The 22023-nt window shown below is 31.4% G+C and carries 17 protein-coding genes, 1 pseudogene and 1 CRISPR repeat array; of the genes and pseudogenes, 5 read left to right on the top strand and 13 right to left on the bottom strand.

The features are described 5' to 3' along the window. Positions 1-98: 98 nt before the first annotated feature. On the top strand, positions 99-1316 hold the full coding sequence (locus CIT01_02305) for a sodium:proton exchanger (GenBank protein ID AXV37115.1): 1218 nt from the start codon (positions 99-101) through the stop codon (positions 1314-1316). Between the two features lie 65 nt (positions 1317-1381). Here CIT01_02305 and CIT01_02300 read toward each other — a convergent pair whose 3' ends face one another. The 12 genes from CIT01_02300 to cas6 all read right to left on the bottom strand — a co-directional run bounded on the left by CIT01_02300 (position 1382) and on the right by cas6 (position 17117). Continuing rightward, complete coding sequence (locus CIT01_02300) at positions 1382-2239, bottom strand: hypothetical protein (protein ID AXV37114.1); 858 nt, start codon at positions 2237-2239, stop codon at positions 1382-1384. Between the two features lie 41 nt (positions 2240-2280). After that, positions 2281-2610, bottom strand: coding sequence for a hypothetical protein (locus tag CIT01_02295; protein ID AXV37113.1), 330 nt, complete (start codon positions 2608-2610; stop codon positions 2281-2283). Between the two features lie 212 nt (positions 2611-2822). Then, the gene (locus CIT01_02290; protein AXV38696.1) at positions 2823-3017 is read right to left on the bottom strand and encodes a hypothetical protein; all 195 of its coding nucleotides are present in this window, start codon (positions 3015-3017) and stop codon (positions 2823-2825) included. Positions 3018-3081: 64 nt separating this feature from the next. After that, positions 3082-3756, bottom strand: a complete 675-nt coding sequence (locus CIT01_02285) for a uridylate kinase (protein AXV37112.1) — start codon at positions 3754-3756, stop codon at positions 3082-3084. Between the two features lie 95 nt (positions 3757-3851). Then, positions 3852-8967: direct repeats of the CRISPR family, unit length 30 nt; unit sequence ATTTCAATCCTAAAATAGTCTGATTTTAAC. A gap of 356 nt (positions 8968-9323) precedes the next feature. Further along, entirely contained in the window at positions 9324-9587 is a 264-nt protein-coding gene (gene cas2, locus CIT01_02280; protein AXV37111.1) for a CRISPR-associated endonuclease Cas2, read from the bottom strand. Between the two features lie 18 nt (positions 9588-9605). Beyond that, a complete protein-coding gene (locus tag CIT01_02275; protein ID AXV37110.1) occupies positions 9606-10571 on the bottom strand; it encodes a subtype I-B CRISPR-associated endonuclease Cas1 in 966 nt (321 codons plus the stop codon). Positions 10572-10605: 34 nt separating this feature from the next. Then, positions 10606-11121 (bottom strand): CRISPR-associated protein Cas4, encoded by a 516-nt coding sequence (cas4, locus tag CIT01_02270; GenBank protein AXV37109.1) that lies wholly within the window; start codon positions 11119-11121, stop codon positions 10606-10608. 36 nt (positions 11122-11157) lie between these two features. After that, complete coding sequence (locus tag CIT01_02265) at positions 11158-13389, bottom strand: CRISPR-associated helicase/endonuclease Cas3 (GenBank protein ID AXV38695.1); 2232 nt, start codon at positions 13387-13389, stop codon at positions 11158-11160. Beyond that, complete coding sequence (cas5b, locus tag CIT01_02260; protein ID AXV37108.1) at positions 13386-14003, bottom strand: type I-B CRISPR-associated protein Cas5; 618 nt, start codon at positions 14001-14003, stop codon at positions 13386-13388. Before cas5b ends, CIT01_02265 begins: the two co-directional genes overlap by 4 nt. After that, positions 14000-15016, bottom strand: a complete 1017-nt coding sequence (gene cas7i / locus CIT01_02255) for a type I-B CRISPR-associated protein Cas7/Cst2/DevR (protein AXV37107.1) — start codon at positions 15014-15016, stop codon at positions 14000-14002. Before cas7i ends, cas5b begins: the two co-directional genes overlap by 4 nt. Further along, positions 15009-16391, bottom strand: coding sequence for a type I-B CRISPR-associated protein Cas8b1/Cst1 (gene cas8a1 / locus CIT01_02250; GenBank protein AXV37106.1), 1383 nt, complete (start codon positions 16389-16391; stop codon positions 15009-15011). Before cas8a1 ends, cas7i begins: the two co-directional genes overlap by 8 nt. Positions 16392-16403: 12 nt before the next feature. After that, positions 16404-17117, bottom strand: coding sequence for a CRISPR-associated endoribonuclease Cas6 (gene cas6 / locus CIT01_02245; GenBank protein ID AXV37105.1), 714 nt, complete (start codon positions 17115-17117; stop codon positions 16404-16406). A 409-nt stretch (positions 17118-17526) separates the two neighbouring features. Between cas6 and CIT01_02240 the strand changes: the two are divergent. From CIT01_02240 to prf1, 4 genes and pseudogenes are all read left to right on the top strand, one after another. Next, positions 17527-17848: pseudogene (locus CIT01_02240) on the top strand (hypothetical protein). 30 nt (positions 17849-17878) lie between these two features. Continuing rightward, on the top strand, positions 17879-18304 hold the full coding sequence (locus CIT01_02235; GenBank protein ID AXV37104.1) for a hypothetical protein: 426 nt from the start codon (positions 17879-17881) through the stop codon (positions 18302-18304). A 323-nt stretch (positions 18305-18627) separates the two neighbouring features. Further along, a complete protein-coding gene (locus tag CIT01_02230; GenBank protein ID AXV37103.1) occupies positions 18628-19818 on the top strand; it encodes a peptidase M24 in 1191 nt (396 codons plus the stop codon). A 206-nt stretch (positions 19819-20024) separates the two neighbouring features. After that, a complete protein-coding gene (gene prf1 / locus CIT01_02225; GenBank protein AXV37102.1) occupies positions 20025-21254 on the top strand; it encodes a peptide chain release factor 1 in 1230 nt (409 codons plus the stop codon). Between the two features lie 128 nt (positions 21255-21382). Here the strand turns inward: prf1 and CIT01_02220 are convergent, their stop codons facing one another. After that, positions 21383-22000, bottom strand: coding sequence for an orotate phosphoribosyltransferase (locus CIT01_02220; GenBank protein AXV37101.1), 618 nt, complete (start codon positions 21998-22000; stop codon positions 21383-21385). Positions 22001-22023: the final 23 nt, after the last annotated feature.

Below are 22023 nucleotides of genomic sequence, written 5' to 3'. Positions count from 1 at the left end.
AAAATTTAAAAAATTGTTTTACATTCCCTTCAAGGATTAAAATCAAAAACATTATTATAACTGGATAATAAGTTGAATATAGAAGAAAGGGATTTCTCATGATTGAATTTGTATATTTTCTAATCATTGTATTCATATTCAGTTTAATTTCCCAGCGTATAGAGAGTATTCCAATTTCTCCTCAGATGATTTTTATTGGAGCAGGAATGCTTCTAGGGTCTGGTTTTCTTGGTGTTGTGAATTTGAATTCTGATCCAGGTATTGTTCTTTTTATAGCAGAAATAACACTGGTATTAGTTCTTTTCAGTGATGCATCAAAGATAAATATTAATGATCTCAGGAAGAATAATTTAACCCTAAGATTACTTTCTATTGGATTAAGTTTGACAATTATTTCTGGAATTGTTGTGGCCACGCTTTTACTCACTGATCTTAGTATTTGGGAAGCAGCAATTATAGGTGCTGTTCTAGCACCAACTGATGCTGCCTTAGGTCAGGTAGTGGTAGAAAATAGAAAATTGCCATTACTGGTTAGGGAAACCTTAGAAGTAGAAAGTGGTCTCAATGATGGTTTAGCCGTACCCTTCTTACTATTATTTGTGGCCTGGTCAATTGCTGAAGAAACTTTCAGTCCTGTCGGATTTTTTATAGAAACTACCATAGCTCAAATTGGATTTGGAGCACTTATAGGTATAATTATCGGGCTTGTTGGGGGTTGGTTTGTTTATAAGGCACAAAAACATAAATGGATGACAGAAACTTTTCAAAGAATTAGTTTGATTGCGCTGGCCATAATTTCATGGTTAATAGCTGATCAGATTGGGGGCAGTGGATTTATAGCAGCATTCGTTGCCGGTTTAGCAACAGGGTATATGCTTAAAGATAAAGTGTCAAGTTTCATCCGTTTTACAGAAGCAGAAGGCCAATTGCTCAATTTATTCGTTTTTTTCTTATTGGGTTTTATAATCTTCCCTCTACTGCCAAATTTAACTTGGCAAATAGTTTTATATGCTATTTTAAGTTTAACTATTATTCGGATGTTGCCGGTGGGTATTTCGCTTATTGGATCTACATTAAAAAAGGAGACAATATTGTTTATGGGATGGTTTGGCCCACGTGGACTAGCATCTATTGTTCTGGTATTAATAGCCCTTGAAGAGCAGCCACTTTTTCCCGGAGAGGAAACACTTCTTTTAGCGGTTTTTACCACAGTTCTTTTGAGTGTTTTTCTTCATGGTATGACTGCTTCTCCTCTGGCCAATATTTATGCCAAAATACTTGCTAAAATGGATAATACTTGTATGGAAAAAGAATAGGGTAGTTATATATGATTAAAAAGGGAGGAGAAAAATGTAATTCTTTATTTTGATCATAGTTTAGTTTATAAATCTTCAAACACTACTGCAGTACCACTTAGACTAACTAAAACCTGTTTTTCTTTAAGTCCACCAATTTCACTGTAATTTATTGATATTTCAGTTACGGCGTTGGCTCCCAGCTTTTTTGCATCAATCATCATACTTTTTAATGCAGTATTCCGGGTATTTTCAATATTAATAAGAAAATTAGAACCGACCTGTCCCTGGATCTTTTCCAATTTGGAGACTTCTTTTTCATCATGAAGTTCTAGTAAATCCTCCCCTCTTACAATTCCTAAATATTCAACTATCTTTTTTCCTCCAACATGGGATGTGGTTAATGGTTTAACTCCTAATTTAAGTATGTCATCCATGGTCACCACTTCTGAAGGAATTTCTTGAATTTCAGATGGTTTTTTACCTCTTCCTAATTTTTCCATTAACCGGGAAATCAAACTGCCAATATATCCAAAAATATAGGATAATGCTCCAATAAAAACAACGAATATTAAAAAGTTTATAAATATAGGGAAAGCTGCTTGAATCATTAGTGCAAGTCCGCCTAAAGTAAATAGATTAAGTGTTATAGGATTTTTAGGGAAAATCCAACCATAGATGTTAATGAGAACAAATATTAAAATGGCACTTATTGCTCCGGTACTCTTACCATATTTGGCACGGGCAATATAGGTTTCCACAAAACCCGCAATCAGTGGAGATACTATGAACATAATGTTAAATCCGAATATGACCAGATTTCCATATGCGCATATCACTGCAGATATAAATCCAGCTAAGGTTCCAATTAGTACCGCAGCAATGGCCCACTTTTTATTAATGATAGAATTTTTTATTGATTTGCCTGCATTACTTAAATTCATATTTTTAGCCTTTAATATTCTGGATACGTGTTAAAATTAGTTCAGGGGTTTTCGTAGGAAATTGCAGTTCCAAAAACAGTGACCAGTATGGTGTTTCCCATGGTGCCGCCTAAGTTATTGTAGGTAATATTTACACCAATTATGGCGTTGGCATTTAAACTTTCAGCCTTTTCTTGCATACTTTCAATGGCAATGTCTCTGGCCTTTTTTAACTCTTCTTCGTATGCAGAGGTTCTGCCACCTACCACATCTCTTACACCAGAGAATAGATCTTTGTATACATTTGCTCCTAAAAGAGCTTCACCAGTAACTAAACCATAATATTCTGTTATTTTTTTACCTTCCATAGAATGGGTTGTTAGAATTATCATTTTTAAAACACCACTTAATCTAATAATAAATAGTTTTATTGTTATAAAATTTTTCTATCAAACAAACTACTGTTATGAAAATCTTTTAGTAGAGATAAAAAGAGAAAAAATTTTTATTAATTATCTAAAAAGCCTTTTAAGTTTAATATCTAATATTTTAAATAATTATTAGTATAATAAGAAAATTAAAAGGTTTTATTGAAAGAAAAATATTAGATTTGACCTCTAAACATTATATAGAGCCATATTATTATAAATACAGCAAATACTGCATATATAATCCTTCTGGTCCTCATAACCTTTTTTTGTCTGTCGGCCATAAGTTTTTGACATTTATCAGAACAAACAACTTCTTTCGGGGGGATGGGAGTTCCACATACTGCGCAATGTCTGTGTGGTTCTGTCATTATTACACCTCTTTTTTTTAATTTTTTAAGATTTATTAGTTTCTTTAGTTTATAATTTTTTGAATTAATCTGGAACAATAGTGGTACCTATCTTTCCATCTATTGCTTTAATGATATTTTTTGGTAAATTACCATTTACAATTACTGTTTTTATCCCGGATCTTTTTAACATTTGGATGGCGGTCATGTCAAAGAACTCATATGTCCCAGCTTTAATGTCTTTGTCAGAAAACATTTCAATCATCTTTGAAGGGGTGATGCTATCAAATTTTCTGGCTTTATCATATTTGGAGGGGTCTTTGTCGTATAATCCATCAACCGAGGTAGCATTTATGAGTAAATCGGCTTTCACAAATTCTGCCAGAATGGTTCCCACTGCATCGGTACTGTGTCCTGGTTCAGTTCCACCCATTACAATGATCCTTTCTGAAGTTGAAAATTGCAGTGCCTCGTTGAAATTCTTCGGAACTATTGGGTAGGCAAGCTGATCAAGTGCCATAATAAGAAGTTTTGCATTTAATCTGGTTACATCTATACCTATATCATCACAGAATGATTCACTGACACCTATGTCTCTTGCAATATTTATATAATCACGGGCAGTTTTACCACCACCAACCACCACGAATATTTCATGCTCCTGATTCATCTTTCTTAAAACTTCAGCATAATCTTGAAACATCTTGTAATCATGATCTTTAATTATTATTGATCCACCAATAGTAACCACTATTCGCATTCTATCACCATATCAATTAATATTCTATAAATATAAAAAACTGTGGATTTTATGTTTATTACTAATATTATTTATTAATAATATAACATGTTTTAATTTTAATCCTAAAATAGTCTGATTTTAACGATGTGGAAATCACAGAAAGTGATGAAAAAAGATATATTTCAATCCTAAAATAGTCTGATTTTAACAATGCTAAAAATAGTTAAAGGAAAAGCATTAGAACTATTTCAATCCTAAAATAGTCTGATTTTAACATATACCTGTCGGTTAACTGTCCCTTTGACCCCTTCATTTCAATCCTAAAATAGTCTGATTTTAACACCTACGATATAAACGTTTAAACCAAAATAAAAGGAAATTTCAATCCTAAAATAGTCTGATTTTAACTTATCAATCAAACTCTTACCCCAAAGCTCATTCCAATTTCAATCCTAAAATAGTCTGATTTTAACATGTATCGAACCGTATGGGTGTACTATACGTATTTGCATTTCAATCCTAAAATAGTCTGATTTTAACCGCCTTGCATACCATTTCCAGCAACGAGCACATCTATTTCAATCCTAAAATAGTCTGATTTTAACCTATATTTCTTTATAAACATGCTAGCCCTACACTGGTATTTCAATCCTAAAATAGTCTGATTTTAACGCCTAATACTTTTATGGATGCTGTTGAGGCGTTAGCAATTTCAATCCTAAAATAGTCTGATTTTAACCATATCATCCTCGAAGAAAACGTACTCTTTTTTTACATTTCAATCCTAAAATAGTCTGATTTTAACGTATATTTAGGCGATTCTTCATTGGCACATTGTTTTATTTCAATCCTAAAATAGTCTGATTTTAACTAAGCCGCTGTTCCTTTACCATGTCTCATATAAACAATTTCAATCCTAAAATAGTCTGATTTTAACCATCATTCACCTTCTCCACTTTTTTAGCTGTTACCTCAGATTTCAATCCTAAAATAGTCTGATTTTAACACATGGACGCGTTAAAATATTTATAGATTATAATAATTTCAATCCTAAAATAGTCTGATTTTAACAGTTTTACTAGTAGTAAAATAAGAATTCTATCGGTATTTCAATCCTAAAATAGTCTGATTTTAACCAGTAATTTTGATAATCTATATTTCAGTGTTAGATTTCAATCCTAAAATAGTCTGATTTTAACTTTGGTTCAATAAATAATTTAAGAAAAGAATATTGTATTTCAATCCTAAAATAGTCTGATTTTAACTATTTAACAGATTTAGATTTCTTGCTGAAGGAATAAAATTTCAATCCTAAAATAGTCTGATTTTAACAGAAAGCAAAGTAAAAGCTTTATATGCATTACTGAGATTTCAATCCTAAAATAGTCTGATTTTAACGAAGAATATGAAAAAACAATAGTAAAAGAAAAAGACATTTCAATCCTAAAATAGTCTGATTTTAACGTAGAACGGTTTATGATAAATTAACTAGCATAAAACATTTCAATCCTAAAATAGTCTGATTTTAACTAGTCTTCGATTTCCCTGACCAGATACGATTATTTGTATTTCAATCCTAAAATAGTCTGATTTTAACCCGCTCTAAAACCAAATTATCTGTCTCTAATACAAGATTTCAATCCTAAAATAGTCTGATTTTAACCTCTTATTTACTGTAATAATATAATTTATATGATTACTATTTCAATCCTAAAATAGTCTGATTTTAACTAAAAACCCTGCCTCATTCAATTCACTAAAATACCGCATTTCAATCCTAAAATAGTCTGATTTTAACCACTAAAAAACCTACGCCAAATCACCACCAAAACTATATTTCAATCCTAAAATAGTCTGATTTTAACCTTCGTAATGCTGTCAGTGTCTTACAACCAAAAATTTCAATCCTAAAATAGTCTGATTTTAACCTAAGCAACATCACCTCCTGCCGATGATTTATAAAATTTCAATCCTAAAATAGTCTGATTTTAACGCTGAACTCATGATTACTAAACGCCTCTTTTAACCATTTCAATCCTAAAATAGTCTGATTTTAACTATGAAACTTACTAAACTTTTTTATAAATATTTCTGATTTCAATCCTAAAATAGTCTGATTTTAACTTCCATTTTATGTAAAAAATGAGAGTGAGTGTTAATCATTTCAATCCTAAAATAGTCTGATTTTAACGACTGATATTCTACCGCTACGATACAGAGACTAAAATTTCAATCCTAAAATAGTCTGATTTTAACTATTTCAAGACCGCCAACCTCCATCGTGCTTGTTTCATTTCAATCCTAAAATAGTCTGATTTTAACAATGAAGTTTTATTTTTTAGCTCCAACTTTTTTTCAATTTCAATCCTAAAATAGTCTGATTTTAACTAACACTTGTGCATGAAGACCACCATCCTATACCGTATTTCAATCCTAAAATAGTCTGATTTTAACGTTTGTGATAGTTTTGATCTGGCCGATCAGTTACAGATTTCAATCCTAAAATAGTCTGATTTTAACGCAAAAAGAAAATCCCAAACGTATTAATCATAGACGATTTCAATCCTAAAATAGTCTGATTTTAACTTTATGCAGTCTTCCTCAAAGGATTAGCAGTTGTCTGATTTCAATCCTAAAATAGTCTGATTTTAACAACACTTGTCCTTGTCAGGAAGTAACCACGCCCATCAATTTCAATCCTAAAATAGTCTGATTTTAACGTAACTGTACTTGCACCTTTAATTCCCTGTGAGGTTAATTTCAATCCTAAAATAGTCTGATTTTAACATATTCCCCTGAATTATATGAGTATCTCCTTAAATTATTTCAATCCTAAAATAGTCTGATTTTAACAAGGTTAGGTTTTTCCGTATTTTTTCTGCTTCTTTTATTTCAATCCTAAAATAGTCTGATTTTAACAAAAAAGAAGGATGAAGCAAAAGAAAAAAATGCTGGTATTTCAATCCTAAAATAGTCTGATTTTAACCATGACTCCACAAAAACCGTATACCCACACGTGCATATTTCAATCCTAAAATAGTCTGATTTTAACAACTCTCCTGATAGATCCTACTATTCCCCCGATTTTCATTTCAATCCTAAAATAGTCTGATTTTAACTCTTTTCCTAGATATGCTGCAAAACTTTTTAACAATCATTTCAATCCTAAAATAGTCTGATTTTAACTTTGTGGTTGGCTTGTTAACAATAGATTATAATTAGATTTCAATCCTAAAATAGTCTGATTTTAACCCACATCATTTATGGATATGCATGTGATTATCACAGATTTCAATCCTAAAATAGTCTGATTTTAACCTGGGCCACGGCCCGGTTACTACTATCACTTTCCAATATTTCAATCCTAAAATAGTCTGATTTTAACCAACTTATATTTCCAGTATCTCCCTCTTACTAGTATAATTTCAATCCTAAAATAGTCTGATTTTAACCCTTCCTGCTCTATTCTTACAATAACATGACTACCATATTTCAATCCTAAAATAGTCTGATTTTAACTTGTCGGACGATAGGTGCGGGTATGCTTGTTCTAATTTCAATCCTAAAATAGTCTGATTTTAACTGATTTGGTACACATACACTTTACTATTTGCAATGCATTTCAATCCTAAAATAGTCTGATTTTAACGTGTTGATGAAATTATGTACATCTACAAACTCAGCATTTCAATCCTAAAATAGTCTGATTTTAACCGCACTGGTTAGACACAGCATCTAATATTACAAGCTATTTCAATCCTAAAATAGTCTGATTTTAACGTGAATTCGTTAGACCAAACTCTTGATTTGAACATATTTCAATCCTAAAATAGTCTGATTTTAACAATAACAGTTCCACCCACACCCTCTACAAAGGCATATTTCAATCCTAAAATAGTCTGATTTTAACTTCCAATCGGATCATATTATTACCTGATAAGTGCATATTTCAATCCTAAAATAGTCTGATTTTAACCCAATTAACGCTGTGACAATTAGCCGTTTACACGGATTTCAATCCTAAAATAGTCTGATTTTAACTTCCACTTTTTAACACCTTTTTTCTTTTTATTTTTCATTTCAATCCTAAAATAGTCTGATTTTAACAGGACTTCGTAGGGCAGGAATGTGACGTAACGGTATATTTCAATCCTAAAATAGTCTGATTTTAACGGAATGCGATGTGTAGTGATAGCCAATCATATTTTATTTCAATCCTAAAATAGTCTGATTTTAACACGAATTAATAGACGCTGAAGGAGGCAACTAATAATTTCAATCCTAAAATAGTCTGATTTTAACTAAAACAATATTTAACCTTCTCCTCTTTCCCGATATAATTTCAATCCTAAAATAGTCTGATTTTAACAAATAAAATACTAAAAATTATTTATTCTTCAACAATATTTCAATCCTAAAATAGTCTGATTTTAACTTTAAACATTATGAAGAATTAATTCTTTATTATGAATTTCAATCCTAAAATAGTCTGATTTTAACTGAGTATTCTGTTTGAAATAATTTATAAAATAATACATTTCAATCCTAAAATAGTCTGATTTTAACTGTTGCTACACTTTTACTCCAATCCCATAAGTTGTAAATTTCAATCCTAAAATAGTCTGATTTTAACTTACCATCACAAATTCCTCCTTTAATCAAAGATTTCGATTTCAATCCTAAAATAGTCTGATTTTAACTTATCCAGCCCTGCTTTTTCCAAGTCTTTGTAAAATAAATTTCAATCCTAAAATAGTCTGATTTTAACTATACCCACCGCTGCTATGAATGCAGCCTTACCAGATTTCAATCCTAAAATAGTCTGATTTTAACCACTTCGACAGCAAGGTGTAGTTGCAGCCTAAGTACATTTCAATCCTAAAATAGTCTGATTTTAACTTAATTTTATATATTATGCTCTTGATCTGGTGACTGCATTTCAATCCTAAAATAGTCTGATTTTAACTATCCAGTTGTCATCTTGATCTTTAGTTGCCCATAGATTTCAATCCTAAAATAGTCTGATTTTAACCTAGTGATCACGTCTCCATCAACCACAGACAAATCCATTTCAATCCTAAAATAGTCTGATTTTAACGGATATTGTGTCTTTTTCAATTCTACGTGCTTTGTAATTTCAATCCTAAAATAGTCTGATTTTAACACACTTCTTTCTTTCAGTATGAATAGCTTATCTTCATTTCAATCCTAAAATAGTCTGATTTTAACAGGCCCAAAATTTGCCATATTTCCTAAAATACATACTATAATTTACTCTATAGACAACTTAAAATTGTCGATTTACAATTCCCTAATTCATTTATAAGGAACGACGACTTATTAAAAGAGATACTTTAAAGGGGGAATGGAAACTATATACTTTTTTTTATTATTTATAGATATAATCATGGGGAATATTTTGAAAAGAATATGAATTACATAGTTAGAATCAATTTAGATATAAAATAACCTAGTGTAAGTTTAATCTTCAGTTAAAAATTTTTCTGATAAACGATCCAGAATCAGTACTCAAAAGACAAAAAAATATAAAAAAAATAATTAATGTTACTATAAAAGCCTATAAATTAAATTATTCCATCTACCGGTGCTTTTTCAATGCCTAAAACCTTTCTATCAAATGCATCCGCAGTCCTAAATCGGTATATTATTACAGAGTCACTATCCTTCTCAATTATATCCAATAATCCTGTTTTTATTTCTTCAAGCTCGCTTTTGGTAACTTCTCCTTCAAAGACAGAATTCTGAATCCAGTAAAGATGTTTCCTCAAAAATCCTTTAACTTTATTCACACGTTCCACTTTAATATCGTAGACAATAATCACGTACATTAACATACCTCTTATAAGTTACCACCACATCACAAATGGTTTATATTCTTTAGACCCTAAAAGATGTTTTATAAGTTTATAAGACTCTAAACGTATTAATCTTTTATAAGAAACCTTCCTTTTAAGTTCCCTATGTTTAATAGTTTTTTTAAGCCTTTCATCATACGTTTTTATAAAGGTTTTTCTGCCTTTATCATTTAAAAGGCAATAATTTAGTTCCTTTTCAAAATCATTTTCACCAAGCATCCTCTTATTTACAAGATAAAAAATCAACCTGTCCACTAAAATTGGTTTAAAAATCTCACTCAGATCCAAAGCCAGGGAAAATCTTCTCTCAGAGGGCTCATGAAGATATGAAATGGTAGGATTAAGTTGAGTATTATAAATTTCAGATAAAACCGTAGAATACAGCATTGAATTTCCAAAACTTATAAGTGCATTTATCATGTTTTCAGGAGGCCTTTTAACTCTTTTATCAAAATTAAAACTTTCAGGAAGAATTTCATTCATTTTTCTATAATAATCAGCACGTATTCTTCCCTCAACATTCATAACCTCAGTTATCATGTTGCAACCATCTAGATCTGGCAATATGCTGCTAATTTGATTTTCAAGGTTGTAATATTTAAGTACCTTTCCCATATTTTTTGCAGCACCTTCCACAAACCTTTTAGCTATGAAAATTCTTTTTTCATGATCCAGATAATGTTCAGCCTGATTTATAATCAGATCCCCAGATAAAAGCTTCTCTCTGGGATAAAAACTACCATCATAATAACCGTAATAATTAAAAAAATGAACAGGGATACCTTCTTTTGCAAGAAGATGAATTGCTTGGGATGATATAGTTAACGAACCGTAAGCGTAGATAGAATAAATTTTATTGATTGGAATTGGTTTTTTACCATCTTTATTTACGAAGTAAACTGTATTCTCCCTTCTTTTAAGCAGCCCATCTGACAGTAAATAATAATTCTTTTTCATTAGCTCACCAACACACAAGATCCACTATTAAAAATTAAACCCAACAAAACTCAAAATATGCACATTTCCTGCAAATTTTCATTTTTTCAGGTTTTGGAGTGTCATTATTAATAATTCTACCAATATCTTCAATTATACTCATTAATTCCTTCTCTTTAGACTCATCTAAAATAATCGTAGCTTTTTTTCTTATTGTAGGATAATTAATTACGCCTTTGATATTTTCAATACCTTTCTCATTTTTTAAATAATACATGTAGTAAAGAAGCTGGTATTCATGGGATTCTTTCATCTTATTACTCTTTTTGACCTCATGAAGCTCTAAATAATCTTGCTTTTTAATAAAATCAATACTGATTAGATTGTCAATGGTAAACTCTTTTTCATCTTTGTAACTTTGTGAATGCAGTAATTTTCCAAGAGAAACTAGATCAGATTCCTGTTCCATCTGGATGTGATGAGAAAAAAGCCAGAGTTTAGTCTTGCAGATGAAATAGTAATTAATTTGGGTTCCTATTATCCGGAGTTGTTTTTCAGAGTTTGAAAGCATATTTTTACTTCCAATTATATTCTGGATTGAGGAAGTTTATCCAATAAAACAATTTTCTTCAGCATCTAATTTCAGACCCAACTCTTTGTCATAAAATGCATTAACAAAATACGTATCATTGTCTAATTCTATATTGTTCTCTTTTGCAAGTTTTTTAAATTGTCCAATACTAATAGAAAGGAAATAGCTCATTGCTTCAAAATATCTTTTCTTATCTATTTCGTCTAGATAGTCAAACTTATATTTAAACGGAACTACTTCGTAAGATTGAAAAAGAGAATAAAACTCCGTTTCACTTTCACTATCATTAATGAAAGGAACTATCTGCTTATTAACTGACTTAAAATGCTTTTGTACTCTGTTAAACTCTTCTTTATCTTTTCCAACATATCCCTCTGAATATACATCATCTACAAGTTTTTGAATAATGTCTTCTCTTAAAATAACCACATTTTCAAGACTTTGCACTGTTTTTTGAACAATTTCAGGATTATAAATATATTTATCTTTTTCAGAACCTTCAGAAAAAATATTAACTAAAGCAACTTTATTTTTATTCCATCCTTCTCTATTTACTCTACCAAAGCGCTGGATTAGAGCATCAATAGGTGCAGGCTCTGAATATAACACATCATAATCAATATCAAGTGATACTTCAATTGCTTGTGTTCCAACCAGCAAATCGAGATTATCTAAAGATTTTTCAATTTCTTCCCTATCTCGAAGCATGAATCTACTATGCAAAAGTGCACTATTATCTATACCTTCAGATAATTCTTCAAAGACTTCTTGAGCTCTTAAAACAGTGTTACACACTACAAGAACCCGTTTTCTTTCATTTAAATCTTTGCTAATTATGTCAAGATTATCAAGTATGTTTCCACGGATAACATTCACTTCATGTCTTGTAAATTTTTCAAGTTCTTCTTTATTCATTTTTATTTCAGTTGAAATGCCCAAATTATTTTTAAATAAATCTTTAATGAATGTTGGAAGAGTAGCAGACATGATTAACATTTCAGCATTATAATTATTTTTCAAAATTTTTAGAATTTCAAGAATAAGCGAAGTTGTATGTGCATCGTAAGCATGAATCTCATCAAGGATGAATAAACCGTTGGTCATCTCTGAAAGTTGCATTTCAAAACCCTTAGTCCCAAAAAATGCTTTAAGTATCTGAAAGGGAGTGAGAATTTTGTATGGTCTGTAAATTTTTTTAGACAATCCTTTTATTGCCCTGATTTTATTTTTTGTTATATCATAGTTGTCTATGTCATCTGAAAATGCTTTATAAAGAAAATACGATGCTTTTCCATGTAATAATCCCACTAACTCCTTATTGTTAAAGTCCTTTTGAAGTCTTTTATACATTGCATTGATACTTGCAGTGTAGGGCAGTAAATAAAAGACTCTCTTTGATTTGATGGAATTTTGATTAGTATCGCTCCAAAAAAGAGATGCTTCTGTTTTACCGCTTCCTGTAGGGGAAGTAAGAAAAGCACTTCCATGCGTATTAAGAGCTTCTTTTTGGATTTTTCGAAGTTCAGGGAAGTTAAATATTGAACGCATATCTTTTACGCCATCTAAAATTTCATATTTTGAACCAGAAGCCAGATGATCACAGGCATTTACAAAACCCTTTAAAAATATTCCATATTTCCCATGTAATGTAGAATATTCATCATCTTCCCATTCAATGTAGTAAGGAAGCGCTGAATCTTTATAAACGTCTTTTAATTCATCCATTGAAGAAATTAAATAATAATTATCTAATTTATATCCCAGATATTCTTCACTCCAAGGACCTATAAACTCAAAGTAGCTTAATAGCTCTTTAAAATTAGGTTCTAATTCATTTAATTTTTTTTGATAAAGTTTTTTACCGTTAGGACTTGGAAACGTATTATATCGCTCGCGGAGTTTATTTATATCTTTATGATGAGTAATTATAGCAAGTCCTATTGCTTTTTTGTAAAAATCATCATAATTTAAAGCTGAAACAAACCCAGCAGATAGCATTTCATGGCGATATTTCCATCTTAACTTATTTTCACTATCTTTGAGCATTTCCTGAAAACCTATTGCTCCTTTTCCAAAATCATGGAAAAAAATAGAATAAAAAAGATGTTCCCAGAAATCATCGATCTCACATAACTCCGGAACATTTTCATAAGCTTTTTTAATACTTTTAAATACTTTTAATGCATTTTCTGTGTGTTGTAAGATTGTCTCATCTGGTTTTGCTAAAAGGCCTTTTTCAATGTTCATTTGTGGAACCAAACTCCCCACTCCTTTTCTTTATCAAAATAACATTCATCTTGATAATCAAAGAACTGGTTCATTAATATAAATGGTTTAGTGCCTACTGCTTTACGTGGAATTGTGTTAGTAAAATGTGTTGGTAATGATTGAATAGTACCAAAAGCACCGTTTGTGCCTAATGGGAGTATGGTTCTACCAAGTTTTATGTTTGATTTTTTTTCAAGCTCTACTTCTTTAATTTCACTGATAGTTACTAGATCTGTTGAACGCCCTAAAAGGAGAGGATAGTGCGGTTTTTTAAAGTAATCTCGATAATCCAAATCATCCATATATAAATAAATTTCAGGATTTACGAGAAATTCTCTTTTAATAACGTTTGATTTACCTTTTAAACCAGATAATTCATATATTGTTTCTAAATCTACTGCTTTTCCCTGGTAATTGAATATATAACCAACAGATAAGTCTTCTGGAGTAACTAATTCTCCTTTAGCTGCAGATATAAGGCCATAAACTGTACTTAATGGAGGTACTGGTAAAGTTGGCTGAAATCCGCTGATAAAAGCAGGGTATCTGAAAGAAGTTACCCAACCTTCAATCAATATTCTTAGCGTTTTCATGATTTTATCAGCTCGGGAATTTCATCTGCTAATTGATCTACAGCTTCTTTGATAGTTCCTGATTTAATGTTTTCGTTTTCTTGGGTTAATTTAGCAATATCTTGATCTAATTCATCCATGAACCCTTTCCTACGGCCTATGTAAACTTTGGTAAGTAATGATTCAGAGTAGTCATTTATGACCTCTTTAAGAGCTTCAAAATCGATTATAGCTTCTCCATTTTCTTCTTTTGCTATATTCATGAAAATATGGTTACCACCATCAATTGCAGCGAGTACTATGAATTTTGGAGAAACATCAGTTAAATGAGATGTCAATTTTGCCCCTCCCTGAAGATATGGAAGAGCTTTGATTACATCGTGGGCTCTTTTTATTCTAATGTCATCAGGCATTGTCCATTTTTTATTTTTTTCTTCATGAGATAATCCTTGCTCTTCAGCGATTTCTTCAAGCATTGGATACATATTTTTATATCCAGTTTTTTCAACTCCATAAAAAACTCCTAAATTGTCAAGATCTATTGAAAAAATACCTTTAAGAATCGTTGCGTAAAATTCATGTTCGTAAGGTACTGGATTTCCTTCATGTCTAGCCATTACGCCATAATCCTTTTCAGGAAAATGTCCAATTATTGAAATTAATGGCGAATTTTTTAACGGAGAAATTCTTGTAACTGCTTTTCCATCTGTTTTTTCTTTGTTTTCTTTTATTTTGGCTGCCCGCATATAACCAAAAACATCGTCATCATCATATTCAATAGGATTAGCTTCTGTAAATGCTATTTTTGTTTCCCTAGTTATTGGAGACATTTTCCATCCAAATTTTTGTTCTAATGTGTCTCTCCACCAATATCTTAAAGCTTGCCCTGAAACATATGGATATAGTTTTTTACCCTTCCATATTGATTTAACTTTTACAATATTATCTGTTCTTTCGCCAGCGTCCGTACCTGCGTTATTTAGCGCAGAATGTGGCGCATCTACTAAAATAAAGCCAACTATTGTTTTAGACATTTTCTTCACCCATTTCAATTTCTTCATTTATAGCTAAATCTTTTGAAATTTCATCTATAGCCATCCATTCATTTAAATTTTCATAAATTCTAAATAAAAGTAGATCTTGAGTTTCTTTCCATCCTGAAGAGCTTTCAGGGAAAAGATAAGTTACATATTCATCAAATGAAAACAAAGGTTCTTTTTCTCCATTTTTAATCCGTTTCTTTATTATAATTCTTAGTATATTCCTGAAAGTATCATATCTAGTAGCATTTTCTAATTTTATAAGAGATTTAATATCCTCTGTCTGCTTAATATAACTAGATAATCTATCTCCAACATCCTTAATTGCTTCAACTCGCTTTTTATCCATATTTCTTACCTCCTCAAGATATTGACTAATTAAATCCCATCCACCAATAGCTTCTTTATTTTTTTTGTCAATAAAAAATCCAATAATAGACTTATTATCTAAAAGATTGTTATAAACTGTATTTTGACTATTTTTATATTCATTTTCTTCTTTTACTTTTTCCCAGTCCACATATGCATATCCTTTTCTGACTATTTTTTTCCAATCATCTGCTTTTTCATCTTGATTGATATAAGTTAAAAATCTAAAAACGGGAGTAGGAAAGTAGTAAATATCTAAATTAGCGCCTTGATTAAAATTTTTAAAACGATAAAACGTTAAAGAAATTTGATCTAAAGATATCATTCTCCCTTCAATATCCATTATTATCATTCCAACGATATGGAAAAGTGCATTTTTAGTATTTTTATATCCTTCATTAAAACAACCATTAATGCTTTTAAGTTTCCACTGTTTCTTTAAATTATATATGGATTTTTTAGACCAATTTTTCATCAAGAATTCAGAATTAGAATGAAGTAAAAGTAAGTCGCCGCATTTGTACATAATTAACGGGGAAAAGTGAACCGCAAATGCACATGCAGAACAGTAGTCAGCGCCTTTCGTACCATAAGAAAAATAGTTTACCATAGCACCAGAACCTGTTAATGGCATTTCCGATTTAAAATATCTATTTTTAATATTGCGCCTTCCACAACCTATACAGGATCCAGAAGAATTCAAAGGCCCTATTTCTTCAATTAAGCTATTATAATATTCAATTGCTTTTTTCTTCCGTTCAGCTATTGGTTTTTTAAAATCCCCTGGATTCGAAACTTTACCATTAGGAAAAACCATTCCATGAAGAATAGAACGAAACCATTTTTCATTTGAATAAACCATATCAAATATTTCTTCTGCAGCCTTTTCTAAGTCATCTTTATCCAATTCGTCAGGTTTTTTACCAACCCATTGACTTATAGCCCAAATTCCCGCATCTACAAATGGATTTCCAGTAAAATCATAAATTGTTTCACTCATATTTGACCTCCATTATTCAACCATCCCAAATCCCATACTATTCTTCTCACCAAGCCCACAATCATAAACAAATTCCAAAAGCCTCAAATCAGCTTCAATCTCAAGATTCATCATGAAACATCTGTGATAAGTTCCTTTAATATCAATCCTGCGCCTTTTAGCAGATTTCATATCAGGCTTTATCCTAACCCACCTTTCACCATCAAAATCCCCGTAAAATTTAACATATTTATTAATCAAATTTTTCTGAACACTTTCATAGAACCGCTCATCTCCAGGATCCAGATCCCATATCTTAAGTTTTCCCCCAACTTCTCGCTTTATTCTGGCCATAATTGGTGACATGGTTTTCATTTTCATATTTTCTTTAAAAATAGGTTTTTTTAGAAGTTCAATCTGCTCCACCAGTAGTTTATCACCTTTGAAATTTACTTCGGTGTTCTCAAGGTGCCCTTCTACGAGGCTTTTTATTAAGTCATCATTAGGAGAAGAAACATAGAATTCTAATTTTCCATTTCTGGAAATAATGCCCTGTTTTGTACGTTTAAATTGTGGAACGTAAATCTGTGAAAAAGTAAAAAATTTATAATCCTTTGAAAAATGAAGTTTTGCTGCTAAATCAAGGTCAGATATCTTACGATAAATAATAGCAGAAAGGATGTGGTTGTAATTATAAGGAATTAAATAATTACTCATTTGTGATGTTAGATTGATTTTCAATCTCATTGCTCTACATATTTTAATTTATTAAGGTACTATATAAATTTTAGTTCTCTTTTGTTAGTTAATGAGCTGTATTTTTATTTAGTTCTCTTTTGTTAGTTAGTAGAATGTATTTTTCTAAATATTACTCATTCTGCTTATGTTTGAACTAAATATCATATAATTTTCCTTTATATGGTCTTTTTCAAGGAACATTCATTCATCAATTTATAACTATTTCATAATTCTTCTCTTTATGAAAATATACATGGATGGTATATTAATTTATACTGATTATCCCAGTTTTGATATTTATACTTTATTATTGAGTATAAATGACAACAATTATATGTAAAACATATAATGTATATATATCAACTGGAAAATAGGGAAAATAGGTTGATATGAACATAAAAATTATGGAGGTTTACTGTTGTCAAATGAATTAAAAGAAACTTCAAGAACTATTGAATTAGTATTAGGTATTGTTGGTGGAATTTTTGGATTATTAGGAGGAACATTTGCAGTTTTATTTGGCAGTTTCGCAGTGATGAAATAGTATTGTTAAGCATAAGTGCAATTTTAGCATAATTGTCGGGATAGTTGGTTCTATATATGTTACCAAAAATCCAAAGATAGGAGGAATTGTGCTAATAGTAAGTGCAATATGGTTATTAATAAGTATTTCACTATTTGGAGTGCTTGGAACTATATTGTTAAGTATTGCAGGTTTAGTAGCTGTTTTAAGAAAATAATAACATTCAGGAATTCAAGGAGATAAAAAAATGAGAAATAAATTTGTGATAGTTTTAGCAGTGTTTTTGATAATGGGAATTGTAGGAATAAGTGGTTGTACAGATAGTAACTCCAATAATGGGACTTCAGATTCTTCTTTAAAGGTATCCAACTTAGAAGTAGTATCTGAAGGATATGGTATGTATGATGTAAAAACCACCATAGTTCCTGATAAGGATTATGACTATCTCGAAATGGTTTTGATCTGGTACGATTCCAGCGGTGCTATAATTGAAAAAAATTCATTAGTTTGGAACATTAATAATGTCAAATCTGGCCAAACACTAAAAGTAACTGGTAATGGTTACATCACTGGCGACGAAGTGCCTGCTAAAGTAGATGTTTTAATCTTTGATACTCTATTCTCTGATGGGGACGAATCTAACGCCATATATAAAGAAACTGTTGAACTTTAATATTATTTTTTTTACTTTTTTTTGGTATAGATCTACATGATTTTTTTTACTTTAAAAAATCTAATTCAAATATAATAAAAAGAATCGATAATTAAAAGAGTAGTTCAAATTATAACAACAATATTTTTTAGAATTATTTTTAAAATCTTGAACTACTGATAATTTATGAGAAAAAATCGATATATATGTTAGTTTCAGGTTTAGATTGTAATATATAGTGAATTATTTAATTTATAAAAAACGAAAGTTTTCATTAACATATCATCAATATATTTCATATGTTCAAATAAGGAGAACTTTAACAAAATTTGAGGTATTTTAATATGAGGAAAGTAGTTTCACTTGAATTAAAAAACCGTATGAAACGTTTTAGGGATCATATGGGTAAAACAGATCCAGACTGGAAGGTGGCAGTAATCTTCAGTAAAATCAATCTATATTACTTCACAGGAACCATGCAGGACGGTATGTTAATTATTCCCCGGGATGATGAGGCCACATTCTGGGTTCGTCGAAGTTATGAAAGAGCATTAAATGAATCATTATTCCCAGATATCAGATCAATGAGAAGCTTTCGAGATGCAGCTAAATACAGTGAAAACCTTCCATCAACAGTTTATATAGAAACAGAAGTAGTTCCCTTAGCTTTATATCAAAGATTTCTAAAATACTTTCCATTCAACGATTTTAAACCAGTTGATGCTCAAATAGCAACAATTAGAACAAATAAAAGTTATTATGAGTTATCCAGGATGAGAAAGGCCGGTAAAATTCATCAACACGTACTGGAAGATATTGTACCTGAATTATTGGTGGAAGGTATGAGTGAGGCAGATCTGGCTGCAAAGTTATTTTACACACTGATTGAGGAAGGACATCACGGAGTAACTCGCTTTGGAATGTTTGATACTGAGATGATTTTAGGCCAGATCTGTTTTGGTGAAAGTTCCATTTATCCATCATCCTTTAACGGTGCGGGAGGAGGTTATGGTATGGGTCCAGCAGTCCCCCTTATTGGAAGCCGTAAACGTAAGTTAAGAAAAGGAGATCTGGTTTATATTGATGTGGGATGTGGGGTGGAAGGTTACAATACTGATAAAACTTGCACCTACATGTTTGGAGAATCACTTCCCCAACCTGCTCTGGATCTGCATGATAAGTGTGTCGCTATACAAAACGAAATAGCAGGTATGTTAAAACCAGGAGGCATACCATCTGAAATTTACAGTACCATCATAAACTCTTTAGATGAGGATTTTCTAGAAAATTTCATGGGCTATGGTAATCGTAAAGTCAAATTCCTGGGCCATGGCATAGGATTATTAATTGATGAATGGCCAGTAATTGCCCAAGGTTTTAATGAACCTCTTCAGAAAGGAATGGTATTAGCGGTAGAACCAAAACATGGAATTAAAAACATAGGAATGGTGGGAATTGAAAATACTTTCATTGTCGCTGGTAATGGTGGAGACTGCATTACTGGAACCAATCCCGGTTTAATACCAGTATTTTGAAAAAATCTCTTAAAGTTGGTTATTTTCCATATCTCTATATTAATATAGGACCTAAAACTAAATGTTGATATGTTATGAAAAACAAATTCTTAACATAATAAGCTAATTAAATAAATAAAGCGCATTTTTCTTGAAAATAATTAAATATTCATAATACAACTATCTACTAGCAGAATAGTTGTTATTTTTATAAGGAGTTGTTAATAGTGGCTGAAATATCATCAAAGGAGTTATACGAGTTTAAAAGGACAATCAATGAGTTGTCTGATAAAAAAGGAAGGGGAACAGAACTCGTATCAGTATATATTCCTCCAGATCGCCAGGTTAGTGATGTGGTAAAACACATGCGAGAAGAACTGAGTCAAAGTGCTAACATTAAAAGTAAACAGACTAAAAAGAATGTTCAATCTGCAATAGAAGTTATAATGCAGCGATTAAAACTTTTCCCAAAACCCCCGGAAAAGGGGTTAGTTCTATTTGTGGGAATGATCCCGAAAGGTGGCCCGGGAACAGAGAAGATGGAAAATTATGTTTTTGAACCTCCAGAGCCTATAAAAACTTACACATATCACTGTAACTCAGAATTTTTCCTGGAACCTCTACAGGAGATGCTGGGTGACAAAGAAATATATGGGTTGGCAGTTATTGATAGGAAAGAAGCAACTGTTGCTGTTCTCAAGGGAAAAAGGATCGACATAGTTAAGACATTAACCAGTGGAGTTCCTGGTAAGCATAAGGCCGGTGGACAGTCACAGAGAAGATTTGATCGTTTGATTGACCTGGCGGCGCACGAATTTAAGAAAAGGATCGGAGAGACTATAAACGAAGCTTTTCTAGCCATACCTGAAATGGAAGGGGTTATAATTGGTGGACCTGGTCACACCAAGGAAGAATTTGTGAAAGGAGATTATCTGCATCATGAAATAAAAAATAAAGTTATAACAACGGTTGACACCTCTTATACTGGTGAATTTGGTATAAGAGAAGTTATTGAAAAATCCATGGATGTTTTAGCTGAAATTGATGTTATGCGTGAAAAAAAGCTGGTCCAGAAATTTTTAACTGAACTGGTAAGTGATGAAGGATTGGCTTCTTACGGTGAAGCAGAAGTTAGAAAAAACCTGGAAATGGGTGCTGTGGAAGTTCTATTACTGTCAGAAGATATAAATTCTAGAAGAGATAAGTTTGAATGCCCTTCATGTGGATTCATAGATGCTAAAACATTTAAGAACACTAAAACAGAAAGTGAAGAGAATTGTCCTCAGTGTGGGGAAAAAATGAATCTAATAGAAAGTAAGGATGTAATTGATGATTTTGTGGAGATGGCAGAAGAAGTGGGATCTGAAGTTGAAATAATATCCACAGAAACTGAAGAAGGAATGCAGCTTCTAAAAGCTTTTGGAGGTGTAGGTGCAGTTCTCCGTTATAGGGTTTAATATTTTTTTTCTGGGGAATTAATGTTTCCAATTATTTTTTATCTATTTTATATCTCCTAAATTAAGATTTTTAATTCTAATTGAAAAAATAAAATAAAATTAAGAGTTATTTCGTGGATATGAATGGCTCATCCTAGTCTTCGAACTCGAATTAAAGATTCCACAGGAACATTTTCAACTTCACTTATTCCTTTTTTATCTATTAAAACTGTTACCAGCAATGGTTCGGCATTGAGATCTTTTAAGATGTTTACCACTTCTTTTATGGTCCTGCCGCTGGTTATTACATCATCAACAATAACTACTTTTTTGCCTTCCACTGATGCAAAGTTACTGCTTATAGCTCCTTTAGCATCTTCACCTTTTCTATGTTTTTTCGGGTGAAAAACAGCTATTGAAGTTTCCCATCCAGTTTCAACGTTTATTATATCGGCCATCATGGTTGCAAAGGGCACACCACTTACCGCAATACCCATTATAACGTCTGGTTCATTGTATTTCAAGGCCATATCAGCCAAGGCTGCTGAGACATATTTTAATCTAGCGGAACTCCCTCCTAAGCTTTCCCAATTAATTGCAAAATCAACAGGAACATCTTGTGATTTACTCCCAACTTGTTTCCCACTCACCTGTAATATAAGCCAGCGAGCAGTATCTTTTGATACATTTAGTTCATCTGCTATTTCTCCGGTTGTAAAACCTCTGCTTCGCAGTTCTGAAGCTTTTTTTATGAGTTCTTCGCTCATTAAAACACGTCCTACTTTTTTAT

Origin of the sequence: Methanobacterium sp. BRmetb2, assembly GCA_003491285.1 — an archaeon.
In the GTDB taxonomy this organism is placed as follows: Archaea; Methanobacteriota; Methanobacteria; order Methanobacteriales; family Methanobacteriaceae; genus UBA117.
The sequence above is the reverse complement of the archived record's forward strand: the minus strand, read 5'-3'. Positions and strand labels throughout refer to the sequence as shown.

Bases quoted from the DNA above. Each gene is read 5' to 3' on its own strand.
- CIT01_02305 (AXV37115.1), top strand. From the start codon at position 99: ATGATTGAATTTGTATATTTTCTAATCATTGTATTCATATTCAGTTTA.
- CIT01_02300 (AXV37114.1), bottom strand. From the start codon at position 2,239: ATGAATTTAAGTAATGCAGGCAAATCAATAAAAAATTCTATCATTAAT.
- CIT01_02295 (AXV37113.1), bottom strand. From the start codon at position 2,610: ATGATAATTCTAACAACCCATTCTATGGAAGGTAAAAAAATAACAGAA.
- CIT01_02290 (AXV38696.1), bottom strand. From the start codon at position 3,017: ATGACAGAACCACACAGACATTGCGCAGTATGTGGAACTCCCATCCCC.
- CIT01_02285 (AXV37112.1), bottom strand. From the start codon at position 3,756: ATGCGAATAGTGGTTACTATTGGTGGATCAATAATAATTAAAGATCAT.
- cas2 (AXV37111.1), bottom strand. From the start codon at position 9,587: ATGTACGTGATTATTGTCTACGATATTAAAGTGGAACGTGTGAATAAA.
- CIT01_02275 (AXV37110.1), bottom strand. From the start codon at position 10,571: ATGAAAAAGAATTATTATTTACTGTCAGATGGGCTGCTTAAAAGAAGG.
- cas4 (AXV37109.1), bottom strand. From the start codon at position 11,121: ATGCTTTCAAACTCTGAAAAACAACTCCGGATAATAGGAACCCAAATT.
- CIT01_02265 (AXV38695.1), bottom strand. From the start codon at position 13,389: ATGAACATTGAAAAAGGCCTTTTAGCAAAACCAGATGAGACAATCTTA.
- cas5b (AXV37108.1), bottom strand. From the start codon at position 14,003: ATGAAAACGCTAAGAATATTGATTGAAGGTTGGGTAACTTCTTTCAGA.
- cas7i (AXV37107.1), bottom strand. From the start codon at position 15,016: ATGTCTAAAACAATAGTTGGCTTTATTTTAGTAGATGCGCCACATTCT.
- cas8a1 (AXV37106.1), bottom strand. From the start codon at position 16,391: ATGAGTGAAACAATTTATGATTTTACTGGAAATCCATTTGTAGATGCG.
- cas6 (AXV37105.1), bottom strand. From the start codon at position 17,117: ATGAGATTGAAAATCAATCTAACATCACAAATGAGTAATTATTTAATT.
- CIT01_02235 (AXV37104.1), top strand. From the start codon at position 17,879: ATGAGAAATAAATTTGTGATAGTTTTAGCAGTGTTTTTGATAATGGGA.
- CIT01_02230 (AXV37103.1), top strand. From the start codon at position 18,628: ATGAGGAAAGTAGTTTCACTTGAATTAAAAAACCGTATGAAACGTTTT.
- CIT01_02220 (AXV37101.1), bottom strand. From the start codon at position 22,000: ATGAGCGAAGAACTCATAAAAAAAGCTTCAGAACTGCGAAGCAGAGGT.